A 24,905-nucleotide genomic window follows, 5' to 3' on the forward strand; every position below is an offset into this window, starting at 1 on the left:
CTCACCAGAATCCGAGGATCGGGAACCGCGGCGCATTCGAACTTGTGTTCGAGACTACGCCGAATACGGCACCTCTGCAAGAGTTTTGCGTAGGCCTTGCGCGATCCTATTATCGAGCGTACGGTCGAACGTAAGTTCGACTGCTGACGGCTTGCCATGTTGATCCGGTGGGCCCGTCTCGATGGTTCTCGTGCTGTCGAGAGTGACTCTGCTCGCGTTGACGCTGTGCGGGTCTTATTGCCCTCTGGGCTATGTGTGCTGGCCTTATTCGGGAGGTTGGGTACAAGGATGGATGTCATCAATCTCGGGTGTTTGGTAGACGTGCAGCGCGGCCTCGGGCCACGGTCGACCGAGAGAAGGCAGGGTGCTGAAAAGCTGCTGGAGGCAATGGGTTCCGGTTCGGAGTTCTACGCTCGCAGTACCGATCGGATTCCTGGTGGCGCTCTCGCATCGATGTTCGGCGATTGGCGCAGGATGCGGGTCGGTGTCGTCGGCGGTGGCCGGCCGTTCAGCGCGCGCGCTCCGTGAGTGACCAGGTCGACTACGGTCCGTGCAGCGCCGGGACGGGCAAGCGGATGGGGCCCAGCGGCGTCCTATTCTGCCGCGCACTGAGACGATCTAGGTAGTGCCACAGTGTTGAACATGTAGGGCAAGTCAGCTCAGACGTACCTTGACAACTACACAGTGAAGCCGGCGTCTCGGATGATGTTGGCGTGCAGCAGGATAGCGTGAGTGTTGCGATGTTCTAGCGGCGTGTAACAGCGGCTACGACAGCACGCCAGCCGATGAGCAGCGCCGCAGTCGTCAGTGTGGCCACGACGATGAAGCTCGGAGCGGTGCCCGTCGACGTCGCTTTCCGTAACAGCATCCCGATAATCACGGTGCAGGCCCAGACAACAAGGCCGGTGGGGTAGATCGCCGAGGGTCTGAAGGCGCCGGGGTAGGCGCGGGCAGCGAGCCAACCGGCCACTGTTCCCGTGATGAAGGGCCACGCGGTCTCGGCAATACCGGTGAAGGTCAAGCCCTCGGCGTGACTGCGCCGCCCGATGGTGCAGAACACCAGCACACATGCCACATCGACGAGTAGTGCGATGGCCGGTCTGGTCGGCTGCACTCCGGTTCGCTCACTCACCAGGATAGTCCATCACATCGGAAACCAGTGGTGTGACTTGGGTTTCGTCTCGGGCCGTGAAGTCCGGCACCATGGGTGCCGGCTTGCCGGCCTGTGCGGTGTCGATGGCGTCGCCATCGGGACCGAGGCGGTCGTCGGTGCGTCCGGTGAGTCTGAAGCTGTCGAAGACGAACGGCAGGCCGTCGGCTTTCAATGGATCCGGGGAGTCCATGACGTGGAAATGTAGGTGCGGAGCATCGGTGTTTCCACTGTTTCCGAGGGAGCCCAGCACCTGACCGGTGCTCAGTCGGTCGCCGGGTTTCACAGCCACCGATCCGGTCTTCAAGTGAGCATAGAACGCATAGTTCCCGCCGCCGATGTCCTGCACCACATGGTTTCCGCCGTACTGGTCAAGGCGCAGCCCGGTCGGGCTCTTGCCTGGTACCTGCTCGGGCAGTCCGTCGAGCACCGCCACCACGGGGCCATCGGCCACGGCGTGCACTTCGGCGCCGAAGTAGGCGTAGGACGCGGTATCTGCGACGTCACCGGTGAACAAACGACCATCGGGCAGCAGTTGCACATAATCGATGGCGTACCGCTCGGCACCCCAGAGTGCACCGTCGATCGGATTGATCGCCATCCGGTGCGGCGTCATCCCACAACACCCATTGGCATCCCACCACTGCGGGCCGCGCAGTGGTGGCGCGATGACCACCGGTGTACGTGACTGCACGGTGACCGGGGCTACGGTCTCAGTCAGCTGCGGCGGTAACAGCGGCGGCATCGGTTTGGTGAGGGTGACCTGGACCTGATGGTCGAGTTCGCTTGGTGCAGCGTCCTTGTCGGTACTGACATCGAGCCAGACCAACGCGGACTGGGCCGGCCCTAGGCGGCCTGTCGGTGCAGTGGTGCCCAGAATCCGGGTGCGTTCGGCAAGATCGGTACCGCTGAGGGTCAGCAGCGGCTCACCGGCGTCGCCGGCGCGGACCTGGAGGGAATCGACGGTGATGTCTTGATCCATCGCGTTGGTCAACAGCAGTTCGTAGGCGAGATGCGTCCGACCATCGGTGGCCGGGACCGGGACGGGTGCTGCGACAGCTCGGGCCAGCACGGGGGTGGCCACGGGGGCTTCGGCCGCGGGAGTGGGCGAGGGCGATGTCGTCGGGGTGCCGCTGCCCGGCGCGGTGGGGGAGACGGTCGGCGAACCCTCGGTAGTCGTGGCAGGTTGCTCGGTGGTCGGCGAACACGCCGACACCGTCAATGCTGCGGCGAAAAGTACGGCGGTGCAGGCGGTTCTAGGTATCACGGGACTCCTTGTCCTCGGGCTCTGCCGGTGCGTCCGGGTCGACGTCCATCTCGGTACGGAACAAGAACAAGAACACCACCCACCCGATGGCGGAGATGAAGATCCAACTGACCAACCGATAGATCAACATCGCTGAGATGGCCGAGGCCAGCGACATACCGCTGGATACCAGCCCGGGCACCAACACAGCCTCGACCACCAGCAGACCACCGGGCATCAGCGGGATGGATCCCACTGCGCGAGCCGCAGCATAGGCCACCGTCAGTGCCGCCAGCGAGGGATGCCCACCTGCGGCGTACGCGGCGAAGGCCAGGCACGCGACATCGGCGATCCAATTGAACAACGACCAGCCGAACGCGTTGCCCAATGCCCGTCGGCTCAACCGCACCGACTCCAGCTGGCATAACAGTTCGCGCCACTTTTCCAGCCACGTGTCGGCGGGCTTGTTGCGCAGCGCATTGAACCACGACAGCAGTCGCACGCCGATACCGTCGATCTGCTGTGGATTGGCCGCCACCGACTGCGCAAGTACCAGCAGTAGAAAGAACCCACCCAGGGTGAAGATCAGCGACAGCGGATTCCGGCTGGCACCCAACAGGAATGCTCCACCCAGACCGAGCAACGCAAGGCCGACGGCCTGCAGAACTCCCGACATGACCAGCTGCCAGGACGCCACCACCGGGGAAGCTCCCCACAACCGCTGCTGGCGGTAGACGAACGTCGCCGACAGCACGGGACCGCCCGGCAGTGTTGTGGACAGCGCGTTGCCTGCGTAGAACGCCGCTTCCGAACGCCACTGGTGGACCTGCACGCCGGCCGAGCGCAACAGCGTGCGCTGAATCTGGGCGAAGCTGTGCATCGAGGCCATCGCCGCGACGACGGCCGCAACCACCCACCACCAATTCGCCGAGAGCAGGCTCCGCCAGGCCTTGGCCAGCTGATCCCAGACCAGGGTCAGCTCGACGGCCAGCACCGTCACCGCGACCACGATGACCAGCCATCGCACCCACCAGTATTTGCCGCGGGTGCGGACGTCGCGGTCGTGGGCGTCGCTCATCGGCGCGTCATGCGACACATGATCAAGGGTAGCCGGGCCAAGTGGCGCATGACCTGCGATAACCCGGCGAGTCGCGCGTACGGTAAGCCCATGGCATTAGATCCGGTCGCCGATCAGTCGGTTCATCCGTTGGTCCGCAAGGCCGCGGCCTGGTCGTGGCGTCTGCTGGTGATCGGGTCGGCGGTGGTGGCGCTGCTGTGGGTGTTCAGCCACATGATGCTGATCGTCGTCTCGGTGGCCTTGGCGACGATGTTCGCAGCACTGCTGACCCCGTTGGTCGATTTCATGCATCGGCGTCGCGCGCCCCGAGGCTGGGCGGTGGCGGTGGTGCTACTGAGCTCCATCTCGATCGTCGGTGGATTGCTCAGCTTCGTCGTCAGCCAATTCATAAGCGGTGCACCGGCATTGGTGGATCAGGTGTCGGCAAGCGTGGATGGTGTTCGCGGCTGGTTGATCGACGGGCCGCTGCACCTGAGCCGAGATCAGATCGACCACGCGGGCGACGCGGTGATCAGCACCCTGCAGGAGAATCAGGCCCGGGTCACCAGCGGTGCGCTGTCAACGGCGGCGACCGTCACCGAGATCCTGACCGGCGCGCTGTTGGTGCTGTTCACCCTGATCTTCCTACTGCTGGGTGGGCGAGAGATCTTCACCTACGTCACCAAGATCTTCCCGACGACGGTGCGGGAACGAGTCCGCGAGGCAGGCCGCGCCGGATTCGGGTCGCTCACCGGCTACGTGCGGGCGACCTGCCTGGTGGCGCTCGTCGACGCGGTCGGCATCGGCACCGGCCTGGCCGTCATGGGTATCCCGCTGGCGCTACCGCTGGCATCCCTGGTGTTCCTAGGGGCCTTCGTGCCGCTGATCGGCGCGGTGCTCACCGGCGGTGTCGCGGTGATCGTCGCGCTGATCGCCAAGGGCTGGGTCTACGCGCTGATCACCTTCGGGCTCATCCTCGCGGTACAGCAGCTCGAATCGCACGTGCTCCAGCCGCTGGTGATGGGCCGTGCGGTGTCGGTCCATCCGCTCGCGGTGGTGCTGGCGATCGCCACCGGTGGCGTACTGGCCGGCATCCTCGGTGCGCTGCTGGCGGTCCCGATCCTGGCGGTACTCAACAGCGCGATCCGGGTCCTGCTGGCCGACGATCCCGAGGCCGAGCAGGAGCAGGTGGTGGCCGAGCTGGAGCCCGAAGCCCTTACAGACGGCCCTCCCGGCGAAGCAGATCGGCCGCGCTGACACCACCACCACGACGGGTGGGGGCATCGTCGGTCGTTTCCCGTGCGCCGCGGGTGTCGAGCTTCTCCGTCGGCTCAGGGTCTCCGGAATCCTGTTGTGCAGGAATCGCCGTGGTCTTTTCGCTGTCGCCACCGGCGGGTGCGGCGGGCTGCTGGGCACCCGGGCCTGCACTCGGGATGGCCGTGGTGGGCGCGGCACTACCGCGCAACTCGCCGAGCCACGATTCGATTTCGCGCTTCTCCCGTGCGGGATTCTGCTCGGTGCGCGGACGGCGTTCGGTCGGTGTGTTGACCGCGTTGATCGCCGACGTTGCGGCCGAGTCCGGTTGCGCGGCAAACCGCGTCGTCGGAGGTTCGGGTGCCACCGGGGGAGTGGGAATCCGACTAGTGCCGACCGCGGACGGGCCGGTGGGACGCACCGGCGGCAGACCGCGGGGCGGCGGCGCGATGGGATGCCCGGGATCGTGCTGTGGGCGCGCGGGCGCGCCGGCTCCCACCAGAGCTGCCTCGTCGGCCGGCTCGTCATCGGGTTCGCGGAACCCGGGACGTTTGCGTTCATCGGGCAGTTCGGTCTCACCGAGGCCGATCTTCTCCTGAACGCGCTTCATCCACTGTGGCGCCCACCAGCAATCATCGCCGAGCAGCTTCATGATCGCCGGGACCAGGAACATGCGGATCACGGTCGCGTCGAGCAGCAGCGCGATCAGCAGACCGAAGGCCAGATACTTCATCACCACGAGATCGGAGAACGCGAATGCCGCGACCACGACCGCCAGCACCAGTGCGGCGCCGGTGATCAAGCGACCCGTGGTGGCGGTGCCGATGCGGATGGCCTCGGCCGTGGACAGCCCGCGTTCGCGCGCCTCGACCATGCGGGAGACCAGGAACACCTCATAGTCGGTCGACAGGCCCCAGATCACCGCGATGATCAAGCCGATCATCGGGGCGAACAGGGGCTGCGGCGTGTAGTTGAACAAGCCGGAGCCATGCCCGCCCTCGACGAACATCCAGGTCAGGATGCCCATGGTCGAGCCCAACGTGAGGGCGGACATCAACGCCGCCTTGATCGGCAACACCAGCGACCCGAACGCCAGGAACATCAGGATCGTGGTGGTGATGACCAGGATCACGACCATCAACGGCAACTTGTCGAACAGCGTCAGGATGCTGTCCTGAGCCAACGCCTGGGTGCCACCGACCAGGATCGTCGTCCCGCGCGGCGGCGTCAGCGCGCGCAGTTCCTCGATCTTCTTGGGCGCGGTGCTGTTGTCGACCAGACCGTTCTGGATCACCCGGACCGAGGGATCCTTGGACCCGCTCTCCTGCGCCGGCCGTTCCTGCCACATCTCCGACGGCTTGTCGCTGCCGGCGAAACCCGAAATCGTCTGGGCGTCGGCGCGGATCGCCGCCACCTGCTGATCGGTCAGCGGTTCGCCGTTGTCGCTGCGGATGACAAGCGTCAACGGTTCGGTGCGGAATCCGGAGAATTCGCGGTCGAACTGCTCCTGGGCCATGCGCACCGGATTGTCCGGCGGCAGGTACTTCTCACTCAGGCCGCCGAGCGCCATCTGACCGATCGGGATGACGAGCAGCGTCATCACGACGAGGATCGGGGCGGCGAACGCGATCGGCCGCTTCATCACGACGTTGACCAGCTTGCCCCAGAAGCCCTTCTCGACCTCCTCGCGCGTCATCGTCTTCTGGGTCTTCTCGATGAACCAGTCGATGATCTTGCGGGAGAACGGCCAGTTGGCCAGGAAGGGCACGCGCAGCAGAGTGCGGACGCCGAGTGCATCCACGTTCGCCCCGAGGATGCCCAGCACCGCGGGCAGCACCGTGATCGACAGGAATGCCGCCAGCAGCACCGACGTGATGATCGCGTAGGTGATCGATTTGAGGAACCCGAGCGGGATCAGCAACAGCGGAAGTGACGATGCCACGATGATCACCGCGGAGAACGCGACAGTGCGACCGGAGGTCATCACTGAGCGGCGTACCGCCGCCGGTACGTCGTACCCCTCGGCAAGCTCCTCGCGGAACCGGCTCACGATGAACAGGCCGTAGTCGATGGCGATACCGAAGCCCATCATCGTCACCACGGGCTGGGCGAAGAAGTGCACCGGACCGAATTCGGCCATGAACCGCAAAATGCCGAGCGCACCGGCGATGGTCAAACCACCGACGATGGCCGGCAGAGCGGCCGCAACGGCGCCGCCGAACACGAAGAACAGCACGACCGCGACCAACGGCACAATCGCGATCTCGGCGCGTTTCTGGTCGGTGCCGATGGTGCCGGTGAGCTCACTGGCCAGCGGGTTGAGCCCGGCGAGCTTGATGTCACCGCCGTTGACCTGCTTCAGATCGGATTCGACGGCCTGGTAGTTCTTCAGGATCGTGTCGTCATCGTCACCCTTGAGGGGCACGCTGATGAACGTCTGCCGGAGATCCTCGGTCTTCATCTGGCTGACCGTCGGATTGTCGGTATCGGGTGCCTTCAACCAGCCCACCCAGCCGACGATCTGGTCGGGATGGTCCTCGACGACCTTGTCCAGTTCGCCGGTCACCTCGCGCTGCCACGCCTTGTCGGTGACCTTCTTGTCATCCGGTGGCGTGAGGATGGCGACGACGTGACTGGTGCGGTCACGGCCGTACACCTCGTCGCCGATCAGCGAAGCCTGCACCGACTCGCTGGTATCAGCGTAGAAACCGCTCTGGGTGACGTGCTGTCCGAGACTCGCTCCGAACAGCCCGCCACCAAGGCACAGTGCGACCATGACACCGATGACTATGTATCGGTACTGGTACACCGTTCGACCCCACCAGGCGAACACGTCAGCTCCTTAAATCTTCTTCAGGTCTTTTCTCGTTGCGCGCGAATTGTCGCTTCAATTGTTCAAACGCGCGAGGTCAGCAGCGCTGACAACGGCCGGAACGGCTGCAACCACGCGCCCTGCTCGGGCAGCGAATCAAGGCCGATTCGCGGTAGCGGTTCCCGGAAGACACCAGGGATGTCCTCCAGGTCGACGAACTCCAAGGTATCCGACGCTAACGCCCAACTGGCATGTTCGCGAAATCCGAGCACCTGCACGGGAACGCCGTCGTGAGCGATGTCCTCCAGCGGTGTGCGGAACGCCTGACCGTCGGCCGAAGCGACGACCACGCCGGCCAGTCCCTCGCTGCGGCGCAGCGCGATGTGCTCCAGCATGTCGCTGTCGACATCGCTGTCCTCGTCCACCTTCGGCTTGGCGAACACCGCGAAGCCGACATTGCGCAGCGCCTCCACCCAGGGCCGCACCACATCGGCGCTGCCCGGAGCGATATTGGTGAAGACGGTGGCCTCCGGCTCCAGGGTGGGCACGACTCCACCCTCTGCCTGTCTGCGCCCGGACAGCTCCGCGGTCCGGCTCAGCAGCCAGCGTCCCAGCGCATCGAAGCGGGGCCGGTGCGCGGCGGTGGGACGGCCGCCCAGGATGGAGCCCAGCCCCATGTCGAGGTTGGGCGCATCCCACACCAGCAGCACGCGCTGGACGGTGGACACCGGCTCGGCCGGGGCATCGGGCGTCTCGGGGAGATCTGGCTCGGTGTCGATACTCACCTTGGCCTCCTGGTCTTCGTGCAAGCGCTCATCGCCGTTGCCACAGCAGCTCCGTCACGATCGGTCCGGCCAGCGCCTTGCGCTCGTACTTGGTCTCCGGCCGAGCCACCGATATGGGCAGCTCATCGTCCATGGCCACGCGGCTCAGCGCCGGTTCGGCATCACCGACCTCGGCGATGTGCTCGGCATAACCCTGGTGGTCGGTCGCCACATGGAGCAGCCCGCCGGGTCGGAGACGGTCGGCGATCAAGGCCACCGAGGCGGTCTGGATGAACCGTCGCTTGTGGTGGCGGGCCTTGGGCCACGGATCGGGGAAGAACACCCGGACACCGGTCAGCGACGCGCTGGGCACCAGGTGTTCCAGCACGTCCATGCCGTCACCGCGGATCAGCCGGATGTTCGTGATCCCCTCGCGGTCGATGGCCGACAACAGTTGCGCCAGCCCACGTTTGTAGACCTCGACGGCGATGACATCGCGCTCGGGTTCGGCCTGGGCCATCGCCGCGGTCGAGGTTCCGGTGCCGCAGCCGATCTCCACGATCAGCGGTGCCCGCCTGCCGAACCATTGCTCGGGATCCAGCGCGACCGGACGGCCATCGGCGTCCAGCGCCTCGGTGCCCACCTCGGGCCAGCGACGCTCCCAGGTCTGCTGCTGACCCCCGGTCAGCTGGGAGCGGCGGGTGCGGAAGCTCGTCACCCGGCGTTGATGATGGGCGGGAGCACCCGGCGCGGGATCAGCTCCCCCGGGCTCCTCCCCCTGGGCATACATCGGTCCATCGTCGCTCATCGGTGCCGGGGTACCCGCATCGCGGCACATATTGATACCCAACAGTTGCCTGGACCGGCGTGTGACCCACGTCAAGGCCCAAATCGCCGCGTTCCGGGGTGTGCGAGCGGTGTCACGATGAACGGGTGGGTTTGATCTCCGAACTGACCGCGCTCGCCGAGGACGGTTCCCGGCCCCGCCTGAGTCCGATCATCGCCGCGCTCCGGCGGCCGGTGCGGGTATCGGTGACGGGTCGACCGGGGGTCGGATGTCGGTCGGTGGCGGCGGTGTTGCGGAACCACGGTTTGGACTGCGTCCCCGAGGGTGCCGTCGCCGACGTGGTGGCGCTGGTGATCGTCGAGACCGTCAAACCCGAGGATCGTCCCGGTCCAGATAGCGATCGACCGCGACTCATCGTCCTCAACAAGGCCGATGCACTGACCGACCCGGCGAAACGGGCCGCCACGATCACCGAGCAGACCGGTGTGCGCACCGTCCCGATGTGCGCGCTGGCCACCGGTGACGCAGCGCCGGTACTGGACGCGATCGCCGAACTCTCGGCACCACTGCGCTACCGCAGGCTGCGCACGGGGCTCACCAGATTGCACGCCCTGGCCGCCACCGATCCTGCGCTGGCCGAACTGCTCGCCGCGGACACGACCGTGCTCACCGTGGCGGCAGCGGCCGAGGACGTGATCCGCGCGGCAGGTCTGCGGCTCACCGCGGCAGAACCGGTGCGCTCGGCGGTGCGGTGGCTGCACTACAGCCGGGGTCCGGTCAGTCCGCTGCACCGAGATTGTGGTGCCGACCTCGCCCGCGGACAGCTGCGGCTGGCAGCCGGACACGACATACCGACGTGAGCGCACCCGTCGTGCTGGTGACCGGGCCGCCCTTCGCCGGGGTGTCCGCTCTCGTGTCGGCATTGCGCAACGCCCTGCCCGGGCACCGCATCGTCGAGCATGCCGACGAGCCGGACGCCGTCGTGTTCACGGTCTCTGCCGCGGCACCGGTGGTCGACTCCGATCTCCGGATCCTCGACGAAGCGGGTCGCCGCTGCGACCTTGTGATCGGAGTCGTCACCAAGATCGATGTCCACGCGGATTGGCGGGCGGTGTCCGCCGATGCCTGCGAGGCCGTGCACAGACATGCCGCGCGCTATCGGTCGATGCCGTGGACCGGTGTGGCCGCCGAGCCGCGTACCGGTCACCCGGTCCTCGACGAGCTCGTCGACCTGCTGATGACTGGACTCGACGGTCCGACGTTGGCGCGGCGGAACCGACTGCGCGCCGCAGAAAGCGCGTTGTGCGACCAGATCGACGCGCTCGGCGCACCCGATACCGTGGCCGTCGCGTTGCATCGCAGACGCGATGAAGCCCTGCGCGCCGCGCGCCGTCTGGACGCAGTGCAGGCGCGTGACCTGCGCACCCGGGTACAACAAGCCCGCATCGACCTCAACCAGCAGGTCCACCACCGGTGCGGGGAACTGCGGGCCACACTCGCCGAGGAGGCAGCCGGTTGGCGTCGCGGTGTCGATCTCCGGGCCGCGGCAGTCGAGCGCGCCGACCTCATCGCGACCGAGGTGGACGCGGCCGTCACCGCGCGGGTGCGTCAGATTGCCGGCGCGCTCGGGTTGTCGGCTCCGTCTGTCGAGCCGAGCCGGATGATGACCGATCCCGGCGAACCGGAGCCGTTCGCGCCGGGCCTGGAGAGGCGTCTGATGATCGTGCTCGGCGTCGGGTTCGGACTGGGGGTAGCCCTCGCTGCGGCCCGGCTGTTGGCCGGGCTGGCACCCGGGGCAGCAACAATCGCTGCGGGCGGCGGTGCCACGGTCGGCCTGTTGTTGGCAGCCTGGGTGGTCCGCGTCCGCGGGTTGTTGCACGCCCGTGCCCGGTGGGACCGGTGGACCGGCGCCGTGGTCGGCACCCTGCGTGCGGATCTCCAAGCGCTGGTCGCGTCCCGGTTGCTGTCCGCCGAGACGGCACTGGCTGCGGAATCCGCAGTCGAGGGCGAAAGGATGGCCACCGAAGCGAACGCCACGCTGGTCGCAGTCGATGCTCAGCTACGGGCGCGAGCGTTGGCCATCGCGACTCAGGTGGGACCCGCTGAGCAGCGGTTATCCACCCTGCACGAGTCCCTGCGAGCGGTGCGGGCCGAGCTGGACTCGGTTACCGTCGAGTAGCAGGAACTTCTGAATCGTTCCTGTGAGTGATCGGACATCGTCCCGATTCTCCGGACCAAAGTCACCCGCGTTAACCTCTATTTCAGGGACGATCGTGACCTGCCGGTTAACGGCACATGCACGGAAACAACGCAGGAGACTTTGATGACCTCAGCGACCATTCCCGGTCTCGACAATGCACCGACGACGCATCAGGGGCTGTTGGCCTGGGTTCGCGAGGTCGCCGAGCTGACCCAACCCGACCGGGTTGCCTGGGCAGACGGCTCGCAGGAGGAGTACGAGCGCCTCGCCGAACAGCTCGTCGCGGCCGGCACCTTCCAGAAGCTCAACCAGGAGAAGCAGCCGAACTCCTACCTGGCACTGTCGGACCCCTCCGACGTCGCGCGCGTCGAATCGCGCACCTTCATCTGTTCCGAGCGCGAGATCGACGCCGGCCCGACCAACAACTGGATGGACCCGGCCGAGATGCGCGGCCTCATGACCGACCTGTACCGCGGGTCGATGCGGGGACGCACGCTCTGGGTTGTCCCGTTCTGCATGGGCCCGTTGGACGCTGAGGACCCCAAGCTGGGCGTCGAGATCACCGATTCGGAGTACGTCGTCGTCTCGATGCGCACCATGACCCGGATGGGCAAGGCCGCGCTGGACAAGATCGGCGAGGACGGATTCTTCGTCAAGGCGCTGCACTCGATCGGCGCACCGCTGGAAGAGGGCGAGAAGGACGTGCCCTGGCCATGCAACGACACCAAGTACATCACCCACTTCCCGGAGACCCGCGAGATCTGGAGCTACGGCTCGGGATACGGCGGCAACGCGCTGCTCGGCAAGAAGTGCTACTCGCTGCGCATCGCCTCGGCCATGGCTCACGACGAGGGCTGGCTCGCCGAGCACATGCTGATCGTCAAGTTGATCTCCCCGGAGAACAAGGCTTACTTCATCGCCGCCGCGTTCCCGTCGGCGTGTGGAAAGACCAACCTCGCGATGCTGCAGCCGACCATCCCGGGCTGGCGTGCCGAGACCGTCGGCGACGATATCGCCTGGATGCGGTTCGGTAAGGACGGTCAGCTGTACGCGGTGAACCCGGAATTCGGTTTCTTCGGTGTCGCACCGGGCACCAACTGGGACTCCAACCCCAACGCCATGAAGACGATCGCCGCGGGCAACACCGTGTTCACCAATGTCGCCAAGACCGACGACGGTGACGTCTGGTGGGAGGGGTTGGAAGGTGAACCCGATCACCTGATCGACTGGAAGGGCCAGGACTGGATCCTGCGCGAAACCGAAACCAAGGCCGCACACCCGAATTCGCGGTACTGCACCCCGATCTCGCAGTGCCCCACGCTGGCTCCGGAGTGGGACGACCCGCAGGGCGTGCCGATCTCGGCGATCCTGTTCGGTGGGCGCCGCAAGACCACCGTGCCGCTGATCACCGAGGCCCGCGACTGGCAGCACGGCGTCTTCATCGGCGCCACCCTCGGCTCCGAACAGACCGCCGCCGCCGAGGGCAAGGTCGGCACCGTGCGCCGCGACCCGATGGCCATGCTGCCGTTCCTGGGCTACAACGTCGGCGATTACTTCCAGCACTGGATCAACATCGGTAAGCAGGCCGATGAGTCCAAGCTGCCGAAGGTGTTCTTCGTCAACTGGTTCCGCCGTGGCGACGACGGCCGCTTCCTGTGGCCCGGATTCGGTGAGAACAGCCGCGTGCTGAAGTGGGCCATCGAGCGCATCGAGCACAAGGCCGACGGCAAGAGCACCCCGATCGGGATCGTGCCGACCGCCGCCGATCTGGACCTGTCGGGGCTGGACGTTGATCCGGCCGATGTCGACGAGGCGCTGGCCGTCAACGCCGAGGAATGGCGTGCCGAGCTGCCGCTGATCGAAGAGTGGTTCGAGTTCGTCGGCGAGAAGCTGCCGACCGGTATCAAGGACGAATTCGACGCCCTCAAGACCAGACTGGCCGAATCCGACTGACCTCGGCCGAAGCGTTCAGGCCTGCAGCCGGGCCAACTCCCGGCGCAGGCCTGCCGCGCTGTCGTCGGCCAGATGCGACATCCTGCGCCGCAAGATCGGCTCGGCGTAGCGCAGCCAGCCGCGGAAGGTGAACTGCGCGCGGTAGGTCACCGTCGACCCGTTCGGATGCGGTGCGACGGTGAGGACGTCACGCGCGGACAGCGCGGAGTTCTTACCGCGCAACTCGATCGAGGCGCCCAGTGTCAGCGCGACGACCTCGTAGTCGACGTCCCTGGTGCGGCCGGCGAGCTTGGTGCTGTTGGCGTAGTGCGTTCCGATATCGCCGTTGCCGTGCACTCGGATGGTCCGGATCGAGCCGGCGTCCCACTGCTCGGTGGTGGTGAAGTCGGCGAGGTAGTCGAACGCCGAGCGCGGATCTGCAGAGGTGACCACCTCGCGCTGTACTTCGATCACCGTCGGCCCTCCGATTCCTTGATCACGGACTGCATCGCCCGCCGGAGACCGATCCGGTGCAGTGGTTTCAGGCCGAGCCAATAGAGTTGTCCGGGTAGGCCTTTGGGAATGTAGCTGGCATGCTGATGCAGCCGGGTTCGCGCCGGCGTGACCGACTCGATACGCCATTGCAGCCGTGCTCGGCCCGGTCCGTGCAGCTCGAGCAGCGTGGGTTCCTGCTTGTTCTCGACGGTCCAGTGTCCGTGACGGGATGACCAATGCAACAAGGCCTCCCACACTCGTTGCGGATCGGCTCGGACAACGGCATCGCGACTCTCGGTGTAGACGATCTCGCCCGTCCAGGCCGGGTCGGTGGGCAGCGGATCGGCGGCGGCGCCGTCCCAGCCGGCCTCGGTGTTCTCGGCATTGCGCAGCGCCAGCGCAACGGCGTCGCGGTAGGGCGTCAGCCCGCCGCTCGGCGCGGCGATGATGGCGTCGATGTCGTGCTCGTAGGCCACGGCATCGGTGCTGAGCGACTCGATGAGCGCCCGACCGATGCTCAGTGGTACCGGCGTGACCAAGCCGATCCACATTCCGGCGAGTTTCGGTGTGAGAACCGGTAATACGAGGATGCGGCGCCGTGCCAGCCCGGCCACCTCGGCGTAGATCTGCATCATCTCGCCGTAGCGCAACACATCGGGCCCGCCGATATCGTAGGTGCGGCTCTCGGATGTCGCCGCGGTGGCGGCAGCCGCCAGGTAGTGCAGGACGTCGCCGACGGCGATGGGCTGAATGTGGTTGTTGACCCAGCGCGGTGTGGTCATGACCGGAAGACGATTGGTCAGGTGCCGGATCATCTCGAAGGATGCCGACCCGGCCCCGATGACGACGCCTGCCTGCAGCACCATCGTGGGGACGCCGGAATCGATCAGGATCTCGCCGACCTGGGTTCGGGACCGCAGATGCGTCGACAGTCGATCGGAGTGTTCGTGCAGACCACCCAGGTACACGATGCGCCCAACGGCGGCGTCGCGGGCGGCTGATGCCACGTTCTCGGCGCTGCGCCGCTCGGCCTCTTCGAAATCACCGTCGCTGTTCATGGAGTGCACGAGGTAGTACACGACGTCGATATCCCGGAAGGGCTCCCGCAGGCTGGCGGCGTCGGTCAGATCCCCGCGCGCGATCTCGACGCCGTCGGCCCAGGGCACCGAGCGGATCTTGGCGGGATCGCGGACCAGCACCCGCACCTGATGGCCGGCCTCCAGGAGTCGGGGCACCAGGCGCCCGCCGATGTAGCCGGTGGCTCCCGTGACGAGAACCCGAAGTGCACCCACATTGCTCATTCGGAGGAGATGCCCCCTCAGATGGGTCTTCAAGCCTTCCGGGCCCGGTAAGCCCGCGACCACGGGAAACTTGACGGATGTCAAGTTTTTGCCGACTACGTGGTCGAAGGGCCGGGGCGACATCGTAAAGTCGCTTCATGCAGATCCGTGACACGGCCACAGCCAGCCCCGATAAGCCCGCCGTCATCATCCACCCGTCCGGGACTGTGGTGACGTTCGGAGAGATGGAAGCGCGGGCCAACCAGCTGGCGCATTACTTCCGCAATCACGGTCTGGTCGAGGGGGACGCGGTGGCGATCCTCATCGAGAACAACGAGCACATGCATGTGGTCATGTGGGCGGCCCGCCGATCCGGTCTGTACTACGTGCCCATCAACACCCACCTGACCGCGGCCGAAGCGGCGTACATCGTCGACAACAGCGCGGCCAAGGCGATCGTCGGGTCCGCGGCGCTGACCCCGGTATTGGCGGAATTGGCCGAGCACCTGCCCGGCGGCCTGCCGCCCGTGTTGCTGACCACTGGTGAACTCGAAGGTTGGGCGAAGTACCCCGAGGCGGTTGCCGACCTGCCCACCACACCCATCGCCGATGAGTGGGACGGTGACCTGCTGCAGTATTCCTCGGGCACCACCGGCCGGCCCAAGGGCATAAAGCGGGCCCTACCGCATCTGCCGCCGTCGGAGACCCCCGGCATGATGGCCGCCCTGGTCTCCTTCTGGATGAACCCCGACGCGGTGTATCTCAGCCCCGCGCCGCTGTATCACACGGCGCCCTCGGTGTGGTCGATGCAGGCACTTGCCGGCGGTATCACCACCGTGGTGCTCGAGAAGTTCGATGCCGAGGGCGCGCTCGCGGCGATCGAGAAGTACGGCGTGACGCACGGTCAGTTCGTCCCGGTGATGTTCACCCGCTTCCTCAAGCTCCCCGAGCAGGTGCGCAACTCCTACGACGTGTCGAGTCTGCAGCGGGTGATGCACGCGGCCGCCCCGTGCCCGGTCGAGATCAAGAAGCAGATGATCGACTGGTGGGGGCCGATCGTCGACGAGTACTACGCCTCATCCGAAGCGATCGGTGCCACGCTGATCAGTGCCGAGGAATGGCTGGCGCACCCGGGCTCGGTGGGCAAGGCCATGACCGGCATCGTGCACATCCTCGACGAGAACGGCAACGAGCTGCCCCCCGGCGAACCGGGTGAGATCTTCTTCGAGGGCGGACAGGATTTCGAGTATCTCAACGATGCCGAGAAGACCGCGTCGTCGCGGGATTCCCACGGCTGGAAGACCGTCGGTGATATCGGGTATCTCGACGAGGACGGCTATCTGTACCTCACCGACCGGCGGCACCACATGATCATCTCCGGCGGGGTGAACATCTATCCGCAGGAGGCCGAGAACATGCTCGTCACCCACCCGAAGGTGATGGATGCCGCGGTGTTCGGCATCCCCGACGACGAGATGGGCCAATCGGTCAAGGGTGTGGTGCAGACCGTCGATCCCGGCGATGCCACACCAGAATTCGCCGACGAGCTGTTGGCCTGGTTGCGAGATCAGCTGTCGCACTACAAGTGCCCCCGCTCGATCGCGTTCGAGGAGCAGCTGCCCCGCACCGATACCGGCAAGTTGTACAAGCAGGAGCTGATCAAGAAGTACTCATGACCGTGCTCGAGCTCACCGGCGGAATCACCGTCGGCGTCGGCGACCCGGTCGAGGAGGCGACGTTAACCCTCACCGAGGATCACACCGACGACCGGCGGGCGGTCACCGTGGCCTCGGTGGACGCCACGGTGGCCGAGCTGCGGACCCGGCTAGAGCGTTGGCCGCAGTCGGCGGCGATATGCGATGACGTGCTGCGCAGCATCGACCCGGTCGGCTCGACCTTCGCCGGTGTGATCACCGAATCATTGGCGTACTCGACACTGCAGTCTGGACCCGAGTTCGCGCGCTGGCTGGCCGAACGCGGGCCCGCGGAGCTGCCGCGCATCGCCGACCCGGTGCTGTCCCAGCGGACCGGTGACACGCTGCGCATCCAGTTCAACCGGCCGCAACGGCACAACGCCTTCACCACCGATGCGCGTGCCGCCCTGCTGGAGGCGCTCGAGGTGGCGCGCCTCGATGATTCGGTGACCGGGGTGCTGCTGACCGGCAACGGCAAATCCTTCTGCAGCGGAGGCGATCTCGCCGAGTTCGGCACCTTCGCGGATCCGGCGAGCGCGCACCTGGCCAGGACTCGGCACAGTCCTGCGCTGGCACTGGACGAGCTGACCGCCCGATTGGGCCGGGCTTGCCGGGCGCATGTACACGGCCAGGTGCTCGGCAGCGGGCTGGAGATGGCGGCCTACTGCGGCCATGTCAGCGCCGACCCCGCGGCCACCATCGGACTGCCCGAACTCGCGCTCGGACTGATCCCGGGGGCGGGCGGCACCGTGAGCATCACGCGGCGGATAGGCCGTTGGCGCACCGCCTATCTGGTGCTCACCGGTGTGACCATCGACGCCGCGACGGCACTGTCATGGGGCCTCGTCGATGAGATCGTCAGCGCTGTCGAGCCGGCCTGACCACCATCTCGTTGACATCCACATCCGCGGGCTCGTCGATGGCGAAAGCGACCGCTCGGGCGATGGCATCCGGCGCGATCGCCGCGGCGCGATAGCTCCGCATCGCGTCAGCCGCTGTGGGATCGGTGATCGTCTCGGCCAGTTCGGATTCGACGACACCGGGGGAGATGGTGGTGACCCGGATCGAGGGGTCCAGCTCGAGGCGCAACCCCTCGGTGATCGCCCACGCCGCATGCTTGGTGGCGCAGTACACCGCGGCGGTGGGGACGACCTCGTGCGCACCGACGGACGCGACGGTGACGAAATGTCCACTGCCGAGCCGTTGGAAGTGCGGCAGGGTTGCCGCGATGCCGTTGAGCACGCCGCGAATGTTCACGTCGATCATGGTGTCCCACTGGTCGACCAGGAGCGCGTCCATCCGGGACAGCGGCATCACCCCGGCGTTGTTGATCAACACGTCGACGCGCCCGTACCGGCTGACGGCCGAGTCGACGAAGCCGGTGAAATCGGTACGGTCGGTGACATCGAGGCGGCGCACCGCCAGATTGTCGGTGGCGAGTGCGTCCAGCCGGTCGGTGCGGCGGGCTCCGGCCACCACCTGGTGACCCTGGGCGGCCAGCCGACGCGCGATGGCTTCGCCGATCCCGCTCGTGGCTCCGGTGACGAGGACGATCTTCTTATCGGTCATGGCTCCACCGTCGGTCGAGTGCGCCGCGTCCGCCAGGGTGCATGACACCCAGGCATCGGCCATCCCGCACGCCTACTGTGGCCCTATGCCGGAACTCGGGGATTTCCTACGGAGCCGACGGGCGTCGCTCGGACCCGCCGATGTGGGACTGGTCAGCGTCGGACAGCGACGGGTGCCCGGTCTGCGCCGCGAGGAGGTGGCGCAACTGGCCGGGGTGAGCATCGACTACTACATCCGGCTCGAACAGGGTCGGGAGCGGTCGCCGTCGGTACAGGTGGTGGACGCCCTGGCGACCGCGCTGCGACTCGATGACGACGCCCGCGAACATCTTTTCCGGTTGGCCGGCCAAGCGCTACCGGCGCCGGGTCCGCACGTGCCCGACCGGGTGGATCCCGCCCTGCTCCAACTCATGGCGGCATGGCCCGACAACCCGGCGCTGGTCTACAACCGGGCGTACGACGTGTTGGCAGCCAATCCGATCGCCGAGGCGTTGTTCGGGGATTTCGGTGCGCACGGCAACCTGATGACGCTGGTGTTCAACGAGCCACGGGCCCGCGAGTTCTACGCCGACTGGCCGCGCATCGCGGCGAACTCGGTGGCCGGCTTCCGCCGAAATCACGGTGAGCAGCCCAATGATCCGCGCGTTGTCGCGGTGCTCACCGAACTGCTGGCCACCAGCGCGGACTTCGCGCAGTTGTGGGCCCGCCACGACGTGCGGGGAAAGACGCAGGACACCAAGGTGTTCCGCCACCCCGAGGTCGGCATGGTGACACTCGGGTTGCAGACTTTCGCGGTGCGGTCGGCGCCCGGCCAAGAACTGGTCGTCTACCAGGCTGCGCCCGGCTCGCCGAGTGCGGATGCGGTCAAGATGCTCGGCAGCCTGGCGGCCAGCCGCAGGATCTGACCTATATGTGCGCACGTGCGCACATATAGTGCATATTGGGGCTGTGTCCGTCTTCGCCCGGTTGTTCACCGCCCAGGTCATTGCGCTGACCGGGACCGGACTGCTGACCGTCGCCCTCGGTCTGCTCGCCTATGACCTGGCCGGCGGCGCGGCCGGCGCGGTGCTCGGGACGGTGCTCGCGATCAAGATGGTGGCCTATGTCGTGGTGGCGCCGGTCATGTCGACACTCACCGAGCGGCTGCATCCCCGGACCGTGCTGGTCGGCGCCGACGCTGTGCGCGCCGCGGTCGCGATATCGCTGCCGCTGGTCGGGCACACCTGGCAGGTGTATCTGCTGGTGTTCGTCCTGCACGCCGCCTCCGCGACGTTCACGCCCGCCTTCCAGGCGGTCATCCCCAGCGTCTTGGTCGATGAACGCCACTACACCCGCGGGCTGTCACTGTCCCGGCTGGCCTATGACCTGGAGGCAGTGCTGAGCCCACTGCTCGCGGCCGTGCTGCTCACGGTGCTGGCCTACTCCGGTCTGTTCGTCGCGACCGCCGTGGGATTCCTGATATCCGCCTTGCTGGTGGGGCGTACGGCGGTGCCTGCCGGGGTGCGAAGAGCCGAGCGTGCAGGGTTGCGCGACCGCGTGTTGGCAGGAGCGCGGATCATGTTCGGCCGCAGTGAGTTACGCGCACTGCTTGCGATGAACCTCGCGGTCGCCTCGGCGACCGCGCTGGTCCTGGTGAACACCGTCGTCTACGTCCGCGAGCTGCAGGGTGGAGATGATGCCGATGTGGCAGTGACATTGGCGGTCTACGGCGCCGGGTCGATGGGCGTCGCACTGCTCACACCTTGGTTGCTGACCGTACTCGCCGACCGCACCCTGATGGTTATCGGCGCGGTCGGAGCAGCAACCGGTCTTGCCGTGACCGCCGCCGTGTTCACTGTGACCAACCCGGACCCGCCGGTGCTGATGGCCTTGTGGGCCACACTCGGTGCAGCCACCGCAATGGTCACCACCCCGGCCGGCCGGTTGTTGGCCCGCACCAAACCGGATCGCACCGCGGTGTTCACCGCCCAGTTCTCGCTCTCGCACGCCGGATTTCTGCTGACCTATCCGATTGCTGGTTGGGTGGGCGCGAACGTCGATCACGGGCTGGCCGCAACGATCCTGGCTATCCTCGCAACAGGGGCGGCTGCATCGGCGGTTCGCATCACGGTCCGTGGGAGGGGACAATTCGTCGATGGACAGGACGCCGACCGCTGCGACCGAGGGGCCCAGTCTGGTTCACGAGAGCGCACCGGACCGTGACCGTCTGGATGCGGCCAGCGACACCTTCCGGATGCTGGCCGACCCGACTCGCTTGCACCTACTCTGGCTGCTGACCCAGGGTGAGGCCGATGTCAGTGCGCTGGCCGAGGCCACCGGCGGGTCGCGCACCTCGATCAGCCAGCACCTGGCCAAACTGCGCTTTGCCCGGTTGGTCGACACCCGCAAGGACGGCCGCCGTGTCTATTACCGGTTGCGCGACGGCCACCTGGGCCGGCTGGTACGCGAGGGGCTGAACCATGCCGACCACCGGGTGACCGGCGAACCGCCGCACGCCTGACGCCGCATGCGGTCGCTGGGCCACAATTGGGTGATGAACCGGCGAGGGCAGGGCATGGAGTTGCCGTCAGCGCTGTGTACGCGTGCCCAGACCGTGGCTGAAGACTTCACCGTCCGCACCGGTGTGCGGTTGGATTCCGCCGAACTGATCGGCGGGCGCGCGACCCTGCTCGGGCTGGCAGCGCCGGGCCGGACGTCGGCCGGGGGAGCGACCCGCCTGTTGCGTTGCGCCGACGCGTGGTGTGCCGTCACGTTGTCGCGACCCGATGACGTCGACTCCGTGGCCGCCCTGGTTCAGCACGACGCACCGCCCAGCGACCCGTGGGCGGCCGTGTGCGGCTGGGCGGCCCATCAGTCCGCGGTCGATGCCGTACAGCGGGCACAGTTGCTGGGGATCCCGGCGGCGGTGCTCGGCGAGGTGCAGTGTGCGGACCCGCGGGTGCTGCCACACGGGCCGGCGCGCGCGCCCGGTGCGCCACTGTTGGTGGCGGATCTGTCATCGATGTGGGCGGGGCCGTTGTGCGGGCAGCTGTTGCGCCGAGTCGGTGCCACCGTTGTCAAGGTGGAGAGCCCGGCTCGGCCGGACGGTACTCGTCGTGGTCCGGCTCCGTTCTTCGACTGGATGAATCACGGGAAGCTCTCGTACGCGATCGATTTCGATGACGAGGAGGCGTTGCGCTCGCTGTTGACGGTCGCAGACGTCGTCATCGAGGGGTCGCGGCCCGCGGCGTTGAGCAGACGCCGGCTGGGTCCATCGGATATCACCGCCCGCGGTGGCCGAGTGTGGCTGCGCATCACCGGTTACGGGGCCGAGGGTGATTCCGGTGCGCGGGTGGCCTTCGGCGACGATGCCGCGGTGGCGGGCGGACTGGTCGAAAACACCCCGACGGGACCGATTTTCGTCGGTGACGCGATCGCCGATCCGCTGACGGGCCTGCACGCCGCAGCCGCGGTGGTGGATTCGCTGGCTCGCGGGGGCGGGGAACTCATCGAGATGTCGATGGCCGCGGTATCGGCAGGATATGCGCCGTTCGTCGGCGGCGCCCGCCGGAAACCTCCGGTCCCGCCGAGCGTACCTGCGGCATCGTCACTGGGTGCCGACAATGCGGCTGTGCGCTCGTTGGTGAACCGAAGACACTCGGTGACATGCTGATCCGGCAGGCGCATCTGCTCGACGGCCGGATCACCGATATCCGGACCGGTCCCGCCATCACCCAGGTTGCCGCGGGATTGGCGCCGTTGCCGGGTGAGCGGGTGATCGATGCGGCGGGGGGCGCCGTCATTCCGGGCCTGCATGACCACCATCTGCACATCTATTCCGCTGCTGCGGCGGCCGATTCAGTGCGGGTCGGCACCGCCGAGGTTCACGACCGTGCCGACCTGGCCCGTATCCTGGCTGCCACGAGCGTCGGTTCAGACGGCTGGATCCGTGCAGTCGGTTATCACGAGGCCGTGGCTGGGCCACTGAACCGAACTGTGCTGGACGATATCTCGCCACCGGTGCCGGTGCGTGTCCAGCACCGCAGCGGCGTGCTGTGGATCCTGAATTCGGCCGGACTGGACGCCGTCGGCCTGTCCGGGCATCCGGACGGCAGACTGCGCAGTGCTGATCGGTCGTGGTCGGATGCGCTGCAGCGCCGCCATACGGCCCTCGATGGCCTGAGCCGCCGGCTCAGCGCGCTCGGAGTCACCGGGATCACCGATGCGACACCGGATCTCGACATCGTCGATATCGTCGAACTCGAGGAGACGCACCGGCATGGCGACCTTCGTCAGGCCGTTCACCACCTGGCGCCGGGTAAACGCATCTTGCACGACGACAGTCTTGATCTCGCCGAGCTGGCCACGTTCATCGAGCGGTGCCACCACGACGATGTACCGGTTGCACTGCACTGTGTGACCGCGGCGCAGTTGGTCGTCTCCATCTCCGCTCTACGTATGGTGGGCAGCCACCCCGGCGACCGCATCGAGCACGCGGCGGTGGTGCCCGACGACTGCATTGCCGAGCTGGCCGATCTCCCCGTCACGGTGGTGACCCAACCGAACTTCGTATCCGAGCGGGGTGATCAGTACCTGGTCGACGTGCCCGCCGAGGAACAGCACGAACTGTGGCGGGTGCGGTCATTGCTGCGTGCAGGTGTCCCGGTCGCGCTGTCCACCGACGCCCCGTTCGGCTGCGCCGATCCATGGGCCGCGATGCGGGCCGCCGTCCACCGCCGCACCGCATCCGGGGCAGTGCTGGGCGCAGCCGAACGAATCGAGGCCCGCCGCGCCCTCGAGTTGTTCCTGGGCACCGCCACCGCACCCACCGATGTGCGCACCGTCGACCCGGGCCAGCCGGGCGACCTGTGTGTGCTCGATGCTCCGCCGGAGCGGGTGCTGACCGAGCTGGACGGACGGTCGGTGGTCGCCACCGTCATCGGCGGTGAACTCGCCTACCGTCGTCCCTGATCAGTCCGGCGGCTCGGCCCCCTGGTCGGGCACATCGGGGGTCGGGTCCCCACGTTCGGCCCGCTCGCTCGCCGTCTTCTTGGAGGACTCGTCCTCCGGCTCGTTCTCGTCATCGACGTATACGCCCTTGCCAGTTGGCATCGTGTTCCTCCTTTCGGGCCCGGCCTGGCTACCCGGTGCGCGGTTGCGTGAAACGGGCCGCGGGTACCCGGAGATGATGGATCAGAACGTTGCTCCCATGCTCGACGCCGTGACCGATTACCACCGGTCGCACCGCTACGGGTTCTCCCCGCCGGGTCATCGGCAGGGGCGGGGGGTCGATCCGCAGACCCTGCGGGTGCTGGGCCGCGACCCCTTTCTCGACGATGTGTTGGCCGCCGGCGGATTGGACGACTGGCATACCAGCAATGGTTACCTCCGCCACGCCGAGGAATTGATGGCCGATGCCGTCGGAGCCGAGCATGCCTGGTTTTCCACCTGCGGTAGTTCCTTGTCGGTCAAGGCCGCCATGATGGCGGTCGCGGGTGGGGGCGGCAGCTTGATCGTCGGCAGAGACAGCCACAAGTCGATCGTGGCGGGTTTGATCTTCGCCGGCGTGCAACCGCGGTGGGTTTCACCGCAATGGGATGCGGCCCGGCATCTTTCGCACCCACCGTCACCGCAGCAGCTCGCCGAGGCATGGGACCGCCACCCCGATGCTGCCGGCGCATTGATCGTCAGCCCGAGCCCCTACGGCACCTGCGCCGACCTGCGCGCGATGGCCGAGATCTGTCATGCCCGTGGCAAACCGCTCATCGTCGACGAGGCGTGGGGTGCGCACCTGCCCTTCCATGAGGACCTGCCGACCTGGGCCATGGACGCGGGAGCCGACCTGTGCGTGGTGAGCGTGCACAAGATGGGTGCCGGGTTCGAGCAGGGCTCGGTCTTCCACCTGCAGGGCGACCTCGTCGACAAGGACCGTCTCGCAGAGTGCGCCGACCTGCTGATGACGACGAGCCCGAGCGCGATGGTCTACGCGGCCATCGACGGGTGGCGCCGCCACATGGTCGACAACGGACACGAATTGCTGACCGGGGCACTATCTCTGGCACGTGGACTACGCTCCGACATCGAGCGGATTCCCGACCTGGAAGTCATGCACGACGAATTGCTCGGTGCGTCGGCGTCACACGACCTGGATGTGTTGCAGGTGCTGATCGACGTCTCAGGGACCGGCGCCTCGGGTTATCAAGTGGGCGACTGGTTGCGCAGCCACGCCCGCATCGACGTAGGTCTGATGGACCACCGTCGGATACTGGCCACCCTGTCCTTCGCCGACGGACTCGACACCACCCAACGCCTGGTCAGTGCGCTCACCCAGTGGCGCAACACGGCCGATAAGTCGCACAGGCCTGCACAGATCCGGCTACCCGCACCGACGGACATCGAACTGGACAGCGTCATGGCCCCGCGCGAGGCCTTCTTCGGCCCGGTCGAATCGGTGCCGGTCGAGCGAGCAGCCGGTCGCATCGCGGCCGAGCAGGTGACCCCGTATCCGCCGGGTATCCCGGCGGTGGTTCCCGGCGAACTGCTCGATGACGCCGTGCTGGATTATCTCCGTTCCGGAGTCCAAGCCGGTATGCACCTGCATGACCCCGCCGATCCGGAACTGCGCACCATACGGGTGGTGGCGCGGTAACCGGGTAACAATCCGGTCACGGTCGAAGATCACGATCA

Annotated in this window: 22 protein-coding genes; 12 read left to right on the forward strand and 10 right to left on the reverse strand. The window is 66.9% G+C overall.

Annotated elements, in window-relative coordinates:
- Positions 1 to 745: 745 nt before the first annotated feature.
- The 3 genes from IC40_RS0121700 to IC40_RS0121710 are packed head-to-tail and all read right to left on the reverse strand — an operon-like array spanning position 746 to position 3,492.
- Positions 746 to 1,132 (reverse strand): DUF3054 domain-containing protein, encoded by a 387-nt coding sequence (locus tag IC40_RS0121700; RefSeq protein WP_042509510.1) that lies wholly within the window; start codon positions 1,130 to 1,132, stop codon positions 746 to 748.
- Positions 1,125 to 2,417 (reverse strand): M23 family metallopeptidase, encoded by a 1,293-nt coding sequence (locus IC40_RS0121705; RefSeq protein ID WP_162179285.1) that lies wholly within the window; start codon positions 2,415 to 2,417, stop codon positions 1,125 to 1,127. The genes IC40_RS0121700 and IC40_RS0121705 overlap by 8 nt, the downstream gene beginning before the upstream one ends.
- Positions 2,407 to 3,492: a lysylphosphatidylglycerol synthase transmembrane domain-containing protein gene (locus IC40_RS0121710; protein ID WP_030136780.1), complete on the reverse strand. Its 1,086-nt coding sequence runs from the start codon at positions 3,490 to 3,492 to the stop codon at positions 2,407 to 2,409. Before IC40_RS0121710 ends, IC40_RS0121705 begins: the two co-directional genes overlap by 11 nt.
- 72 nt (positions 3,493 to 3,564) lie before the next feature.
- Here IC40_RS0121710 and IC40_RS0121715 point away from each other — a divergent pair, with 72 nt between their 5' ends.
- Entirely contained in the window at positions 3,565 to 4,710 is a 1,146-nt protein-coding gene (locus IC40_RS0121715; RefSeq protein WP_030136781.1) for an AI-2E family transporter, read from the forward strand.
- On the opposite strand, the gene mmpL3 is transcribed toward IC40_RS0121715, so the two are convergent.
- The 3 genes from mmpL3 to trmB form a co-directional block, all read right to left on the reverse strand.
- Positions 4,670 to 7,540 (reverse strand): trehalose monomycolate exporter MmpL3, encoded by a 2,871-nt coding sequence (gene mmpL3 / locus IC40_RS0121720; RefSeq protein ID WP_030136782.1) that lies wholly within the window; start codon positions 7,538 to 7,540, stop codon positions 4,670 to 4,672. The two genes, IC40_RS0121715 and mmpL3, sit on opposite strands and share 41 nt — an antisense overlap.
- Before the next feature lie 62 nt (positions 7,541 to 7,602).
- Positions 7,603 to 8,298: an NYN domain-containing protein gene (locus IC40_RS0121725; RefSeq protein ID WP_396869667.1), complete on the reverse strand. Its 696-nt coding sequence runs from the start codon at positions 8,296 to 8,298 to the stop codon at positions 7,603 to 7,605.
- Between the two features lie 34 nt (positions 8,299 to 8,332).
- Positions 8,333 to 9,091, reverse strand: coding sequence for a tRNA (guanosine(46)-N7)-methyltransferase TrmB (gene trmB, locus IC40_RS0121730; RefSeq protein WP_030136784.1), 759 nt, complete (start codon positions 9,089 to 9,091; stop codon positions 8,333 to 8,335).
- Between the two features lie 125 nt (positions 9,092 to 9,216).
- On the opposite strand from trmB, the gene IC40_RS0121735 reads away from it, so the two are divergent.
- The 3 genes from IC40_RS0121735 to IC40_RS0121745 all read left to right on the forward strand — a co-directional run bounded on the left by IC40_RS0121735 (position 9,217) and on the right by IC40_RS0121745 (position 13,223).
- On the forward strand, positions 9,217 to 9,930 hold the full coding sequence (locus IC40_RS0121735) for a P-loop NTPase family protein (protein ID WP_030136785.1): 714 nt from the start codon (positions 9,217 to 9,219) through the stop codon (positions 9,928 to 9,930).
- Entirely contained in the window at positions 9,927 to 11,249 is a 1,323-nt protein-coding gene (locus IC40_RS0121740) for a hypothetical protein (RefSeq protein WP_081843517.1), read from the forward strand. Before IC40_RS0121735 ends, IC40_RS0121740 begins: the two co-directional genes overlap by 4 nt.
- Positions 11,250 to 11,393: 144 nt before the next feature.
- On the forward strand, positions 11,394 to 13,223 hold the full coding sequence (locus IC40_RS0121745; protein WP_030136787.1) for a phosphoenolpyruvate carboxykinase (GTP): 1,830 nt from the start codon (positions 11,394 to 11,396) through the stop codon (positions 13,221 to 13,223).
- 15 nt (positions 13,224 to 13,238) lie between these two features.
- On the opposite strand, the gene IC40_RS0121750 is transcribed toward IC40_RS0121745, so the two are convergent.
- Together IC40_RS0121750 and IC40_RS0121755 are read right to left on the reverse strand one after the other, a co-directional pair.
- Positions 13,239 to 13,676 carry an SRPBCC family protein gene (locus tag IC40_RS0121750; RefSeq protein ID WP_030136788.1) on the reverse strand — a complete coding sequence of 146 codons (438 nt, stop codon included), beginning with the start codon at positions 13,674 to 13,676 and terminating at the stop codon, positions 13,239 to 13,241.
- Positions 13,673 to 14,998 carry an SDR family oxidoreductase gene (locus IC40_RS0121755; RefSeq protein WP_030136789.1) on the reverse strand — a complete coding sequence of 442 codons (1,326 nt, stop codon included), beginning with the start codon at positions 14,996 to 14,998 and terminating at the stop codon, positions 13,673 to 13,675. Before IC40_RS0121755 ends, IC40_RS0121750 begins: the two co-directional genes overlap by 4 nt.
- A 137-nt stretch (positions 14,999 to 15,135) precedes the next feature.
- Here IC40_RS0121755 and fadD4 point away from each other — a divergent pair, with 137 nt between their 5' ends.
- Positions 15,136 to 16,653 carry a fatty-acid--CoA ligase FadD4 gene (gene fadD4 / locus IC40_RS0121760; RefSeq protein WP_030136790.1) on the forward strand — a complete coding sequence of 506 codons (1,518 nt, stop codon included), beginning with the start codon at positions 15,136 to 15,138 and terminating at the stop codon, positions 16,651 to 16,653.
- On the forward strand, positions 16,650 to 17,552 hold the full coding sequence (locus tag IC40_RS0121765; protein WP_030136791.1) for an enoyl-CoA hydratase/isomerase family protein: 903 nt from the start codon (positions 16,650 to 16,652) through the stop codon (positions 17,550 to 17,552). The genes fadD4 and IC40_RS0121765 overlap by 4 nt, the downstream gene beginning before the upstream one ends.
- Here the strand turns inward: IC40_RS0121765 and IC40_RS0121770 are convergent.
- Complete coding sequence (locus tag IC40_RS0121770; RefSeq protein ID WP_030136792.1) at positions 17,530 to 18,240, reverse strand: SDR family oxidoreductase; 711 nt, start codon at positions 18,238 to 18,240, stop codon at positions 17,530 to 17,532. The genes IC40_RS0121765 and IC40_RS0121770 overlap by 23 nt on opposite strands.
- 85 nt (positions 18,241 to 18,325) lie before the next feature.
- Here IC40_RS0121770 and IC40_RS0121775 point away from each other — a divergent pair, with 85 nt between their 5' ends.
- From IC40_RS0121775 to IC40_RS0121795, 5 genes are read left to right on the forward strand one after another with little or no spacing between them, the layout of a single operon-like run.
- Complete coding sequence (locus IC40_RS0121775) at positions 18,326 to 19,144, forward strand: helix-turn-helix transcriptional regulator (RefSeq protein ID WP_030136793.1); 819 nt, start codon at positions 18,326 to 18,328, stop codon at positions 19,142 to 19,144.
- A 43-nt stretch (positions 19,145 to 19,187) separates the two neighbouring features.
- Entirely contained in the window at positions 19,188 to 20,441 is a 1,254-nt protein-coding gene (locus IC40_RS0121780; protein WP_234411513.1) for an MFS transporter, read from the forward strand.
- A complete protein-coding gene (locus IC40_RS0121785; protein WP_030136795.1) occupies positions 20,374 to 20,739 on the forward strand; it encodes an ArsR/SmtB family transcription factor in 366 nt (121 codons plus the stop codon). The genes IC40_RS0121780 and IC40_RS0121785 overlap by 68 nt, the downstream gene beginning before the upstream one ends.
- A 33-nt stretch (positions 20,740 to 20,772) precedes the next feature.
- Positions 20,773 to 21,891 carry a CoA transferase gene (locus IC40_RS0121790; RefSeq protein WP_042509623.1) on the forward strand — a complete coding sequence of 373 codons (1,119 nt, stop codon included), beginning with the start codon at positions 20,773 to 20,775 and terminating at the stop codon, positions 21,889 to 21,891.
- A complete protein-coding gene (locus IC40_RS0121795; protein WP_030136797.1) occupies positions 21,885 to 23,189 on the forward strand; it encodes an amidohydrolase family protein in 1,305 nt (434 codons plus the stop codon). Before IC40_RS0121790 ends, IC40_RS0121795 begins: the two co-directional genes overlap by 7 nt.
- Here the strand turns inward: IC40_RS0121795 and IC40_RS27915 are convergent, their stop codons facing one another.
- Entirely contained in the window at positions 23,190 to 23,330 is a 141-nt protein-coding gene (locus IC40_RS27915) for a hypothetical protein (protein ID WP_157837334.1), read from the reverse strand.
- 76 nt (positions 23,331 to 23,406) lie between these two features.
- Here IC40_RS27915 and IC40_RS0121805 point away from each other — a divergent pair, with 76 nt between their 5' ends.
- Positions 23,407 to 24,867 carry an aminotransferase class I/II-fold pyridoxal phosphate-dependent enzyme gene (locus IC40_RS0121805; protein WP_030136798.1) on the forward strand — a complete coding sequence of 487 codons (1,461 nt, stop codon included), beginning with the start codon at positions 23,407 to 23,409 and terminating at the stop codon, positions 24,865 to 24,867.
- Positions 24,868 to 24,905 lie beyond the last annotated feature (38 nt).

Source organism: Mycolicibacterium neoaurum ATCC 25795 (assembly GCF_000691525.1).
In the GTDB taxonomy this organism is placed as follows: Bacteria; Actinomycetota; Actinomycetes; order Mycobacteriales; family Mycobacteriaceae; genus Mycobacterium; species Mycobacterium neoaurum.

Coding starts and splice junctions, on each gene's coding strand:
- IC40_RS0121745 (WP_030136787.1), top strand. CDS start 11,394: ATGACCTCAGCGACCATTCCCGGTCTCGACAATGCACCGACGACGCAT.
- IC40_RS0121785 (WP_030136795.1), top strand. CDS start 20,374: ATGGACAGGACGCCGACCGCTGCGACCGAGGGGCCCAGTCTGGTTCAC.
- IC40_RS0121755 (WP_030136789.1), bottom strand. CDS start 14,998: ATGAGCAATGTGGGTGCACTTCGGGTTCTCGTCACGGGAGCCACCGGC.
- trmB (WP_030136784.1), bottom strand. CDS start 9,091: ATGAGCGACGATGGACCGATGTATGCCCAGGGGGAGGAGCCCGGGGGA.
- IC40_RS0121805 (WP_030136798.1), top strand. CDS start 23,407: ATGGATCAGAACGTTGCTCCCATGCTCGACGCCGTGACCGATTACCAC.
- IC40_RS0121715 (WP_030136781.1), top strand. CDS start 3,565: ATGGCATTAGATCCGGTCGCCGATCAGTCGGTTCATCCGTTGGTCCGC.
- IC40_RS0121795 (WP_030136797.1), top strand. CDS start 21,885: ATGCTGATCCGGCAGGCGCATCTGCTCGACGGCCGGATCACCGATATC.
- fadD4 (WP_030136790.1), top strand. CDS start 15,136: ATGCAGATCCGTGACACGGCCACAGCCAGCCCCGATAAGCCCGCCGTC.
- IC40_RS0121790 (WP_042509623.1), top strand. CDS start 20,773: ATGAACCGGCGAGGGCAGGGCATGGAGTTGCCGTCAGCGCTGTGTACG.
- IC40_RS0121770 (WP_030136792.1), bottom strand. CDS start 18,240: ATGACCGATAAGAAGATCGTCCTCGTCACCGGAGCCACGAGCGGGATC.
- IC40_RS27915 (WP_157837334.1), bottom strand. CDS start 23,330: ATGCCAACTGGCAAGGGCGTATACGTCGATGACGAGAACGAGCCGGAG.
- IC40_RS0121775 (WP_030136793.1), top strand. CDS start 18,326: ATGCCGGAACTCGGGGATTTCCTACGGAGCCGACGGGCGTCGCTCGGA.
- IC40_RS0121765 (WP_030136791.1), top strand. CDS start 16,650: ATGACCGTGCTCGAGCTCACCGGCGGAATCACCGTCGGCGTCGGCGAC.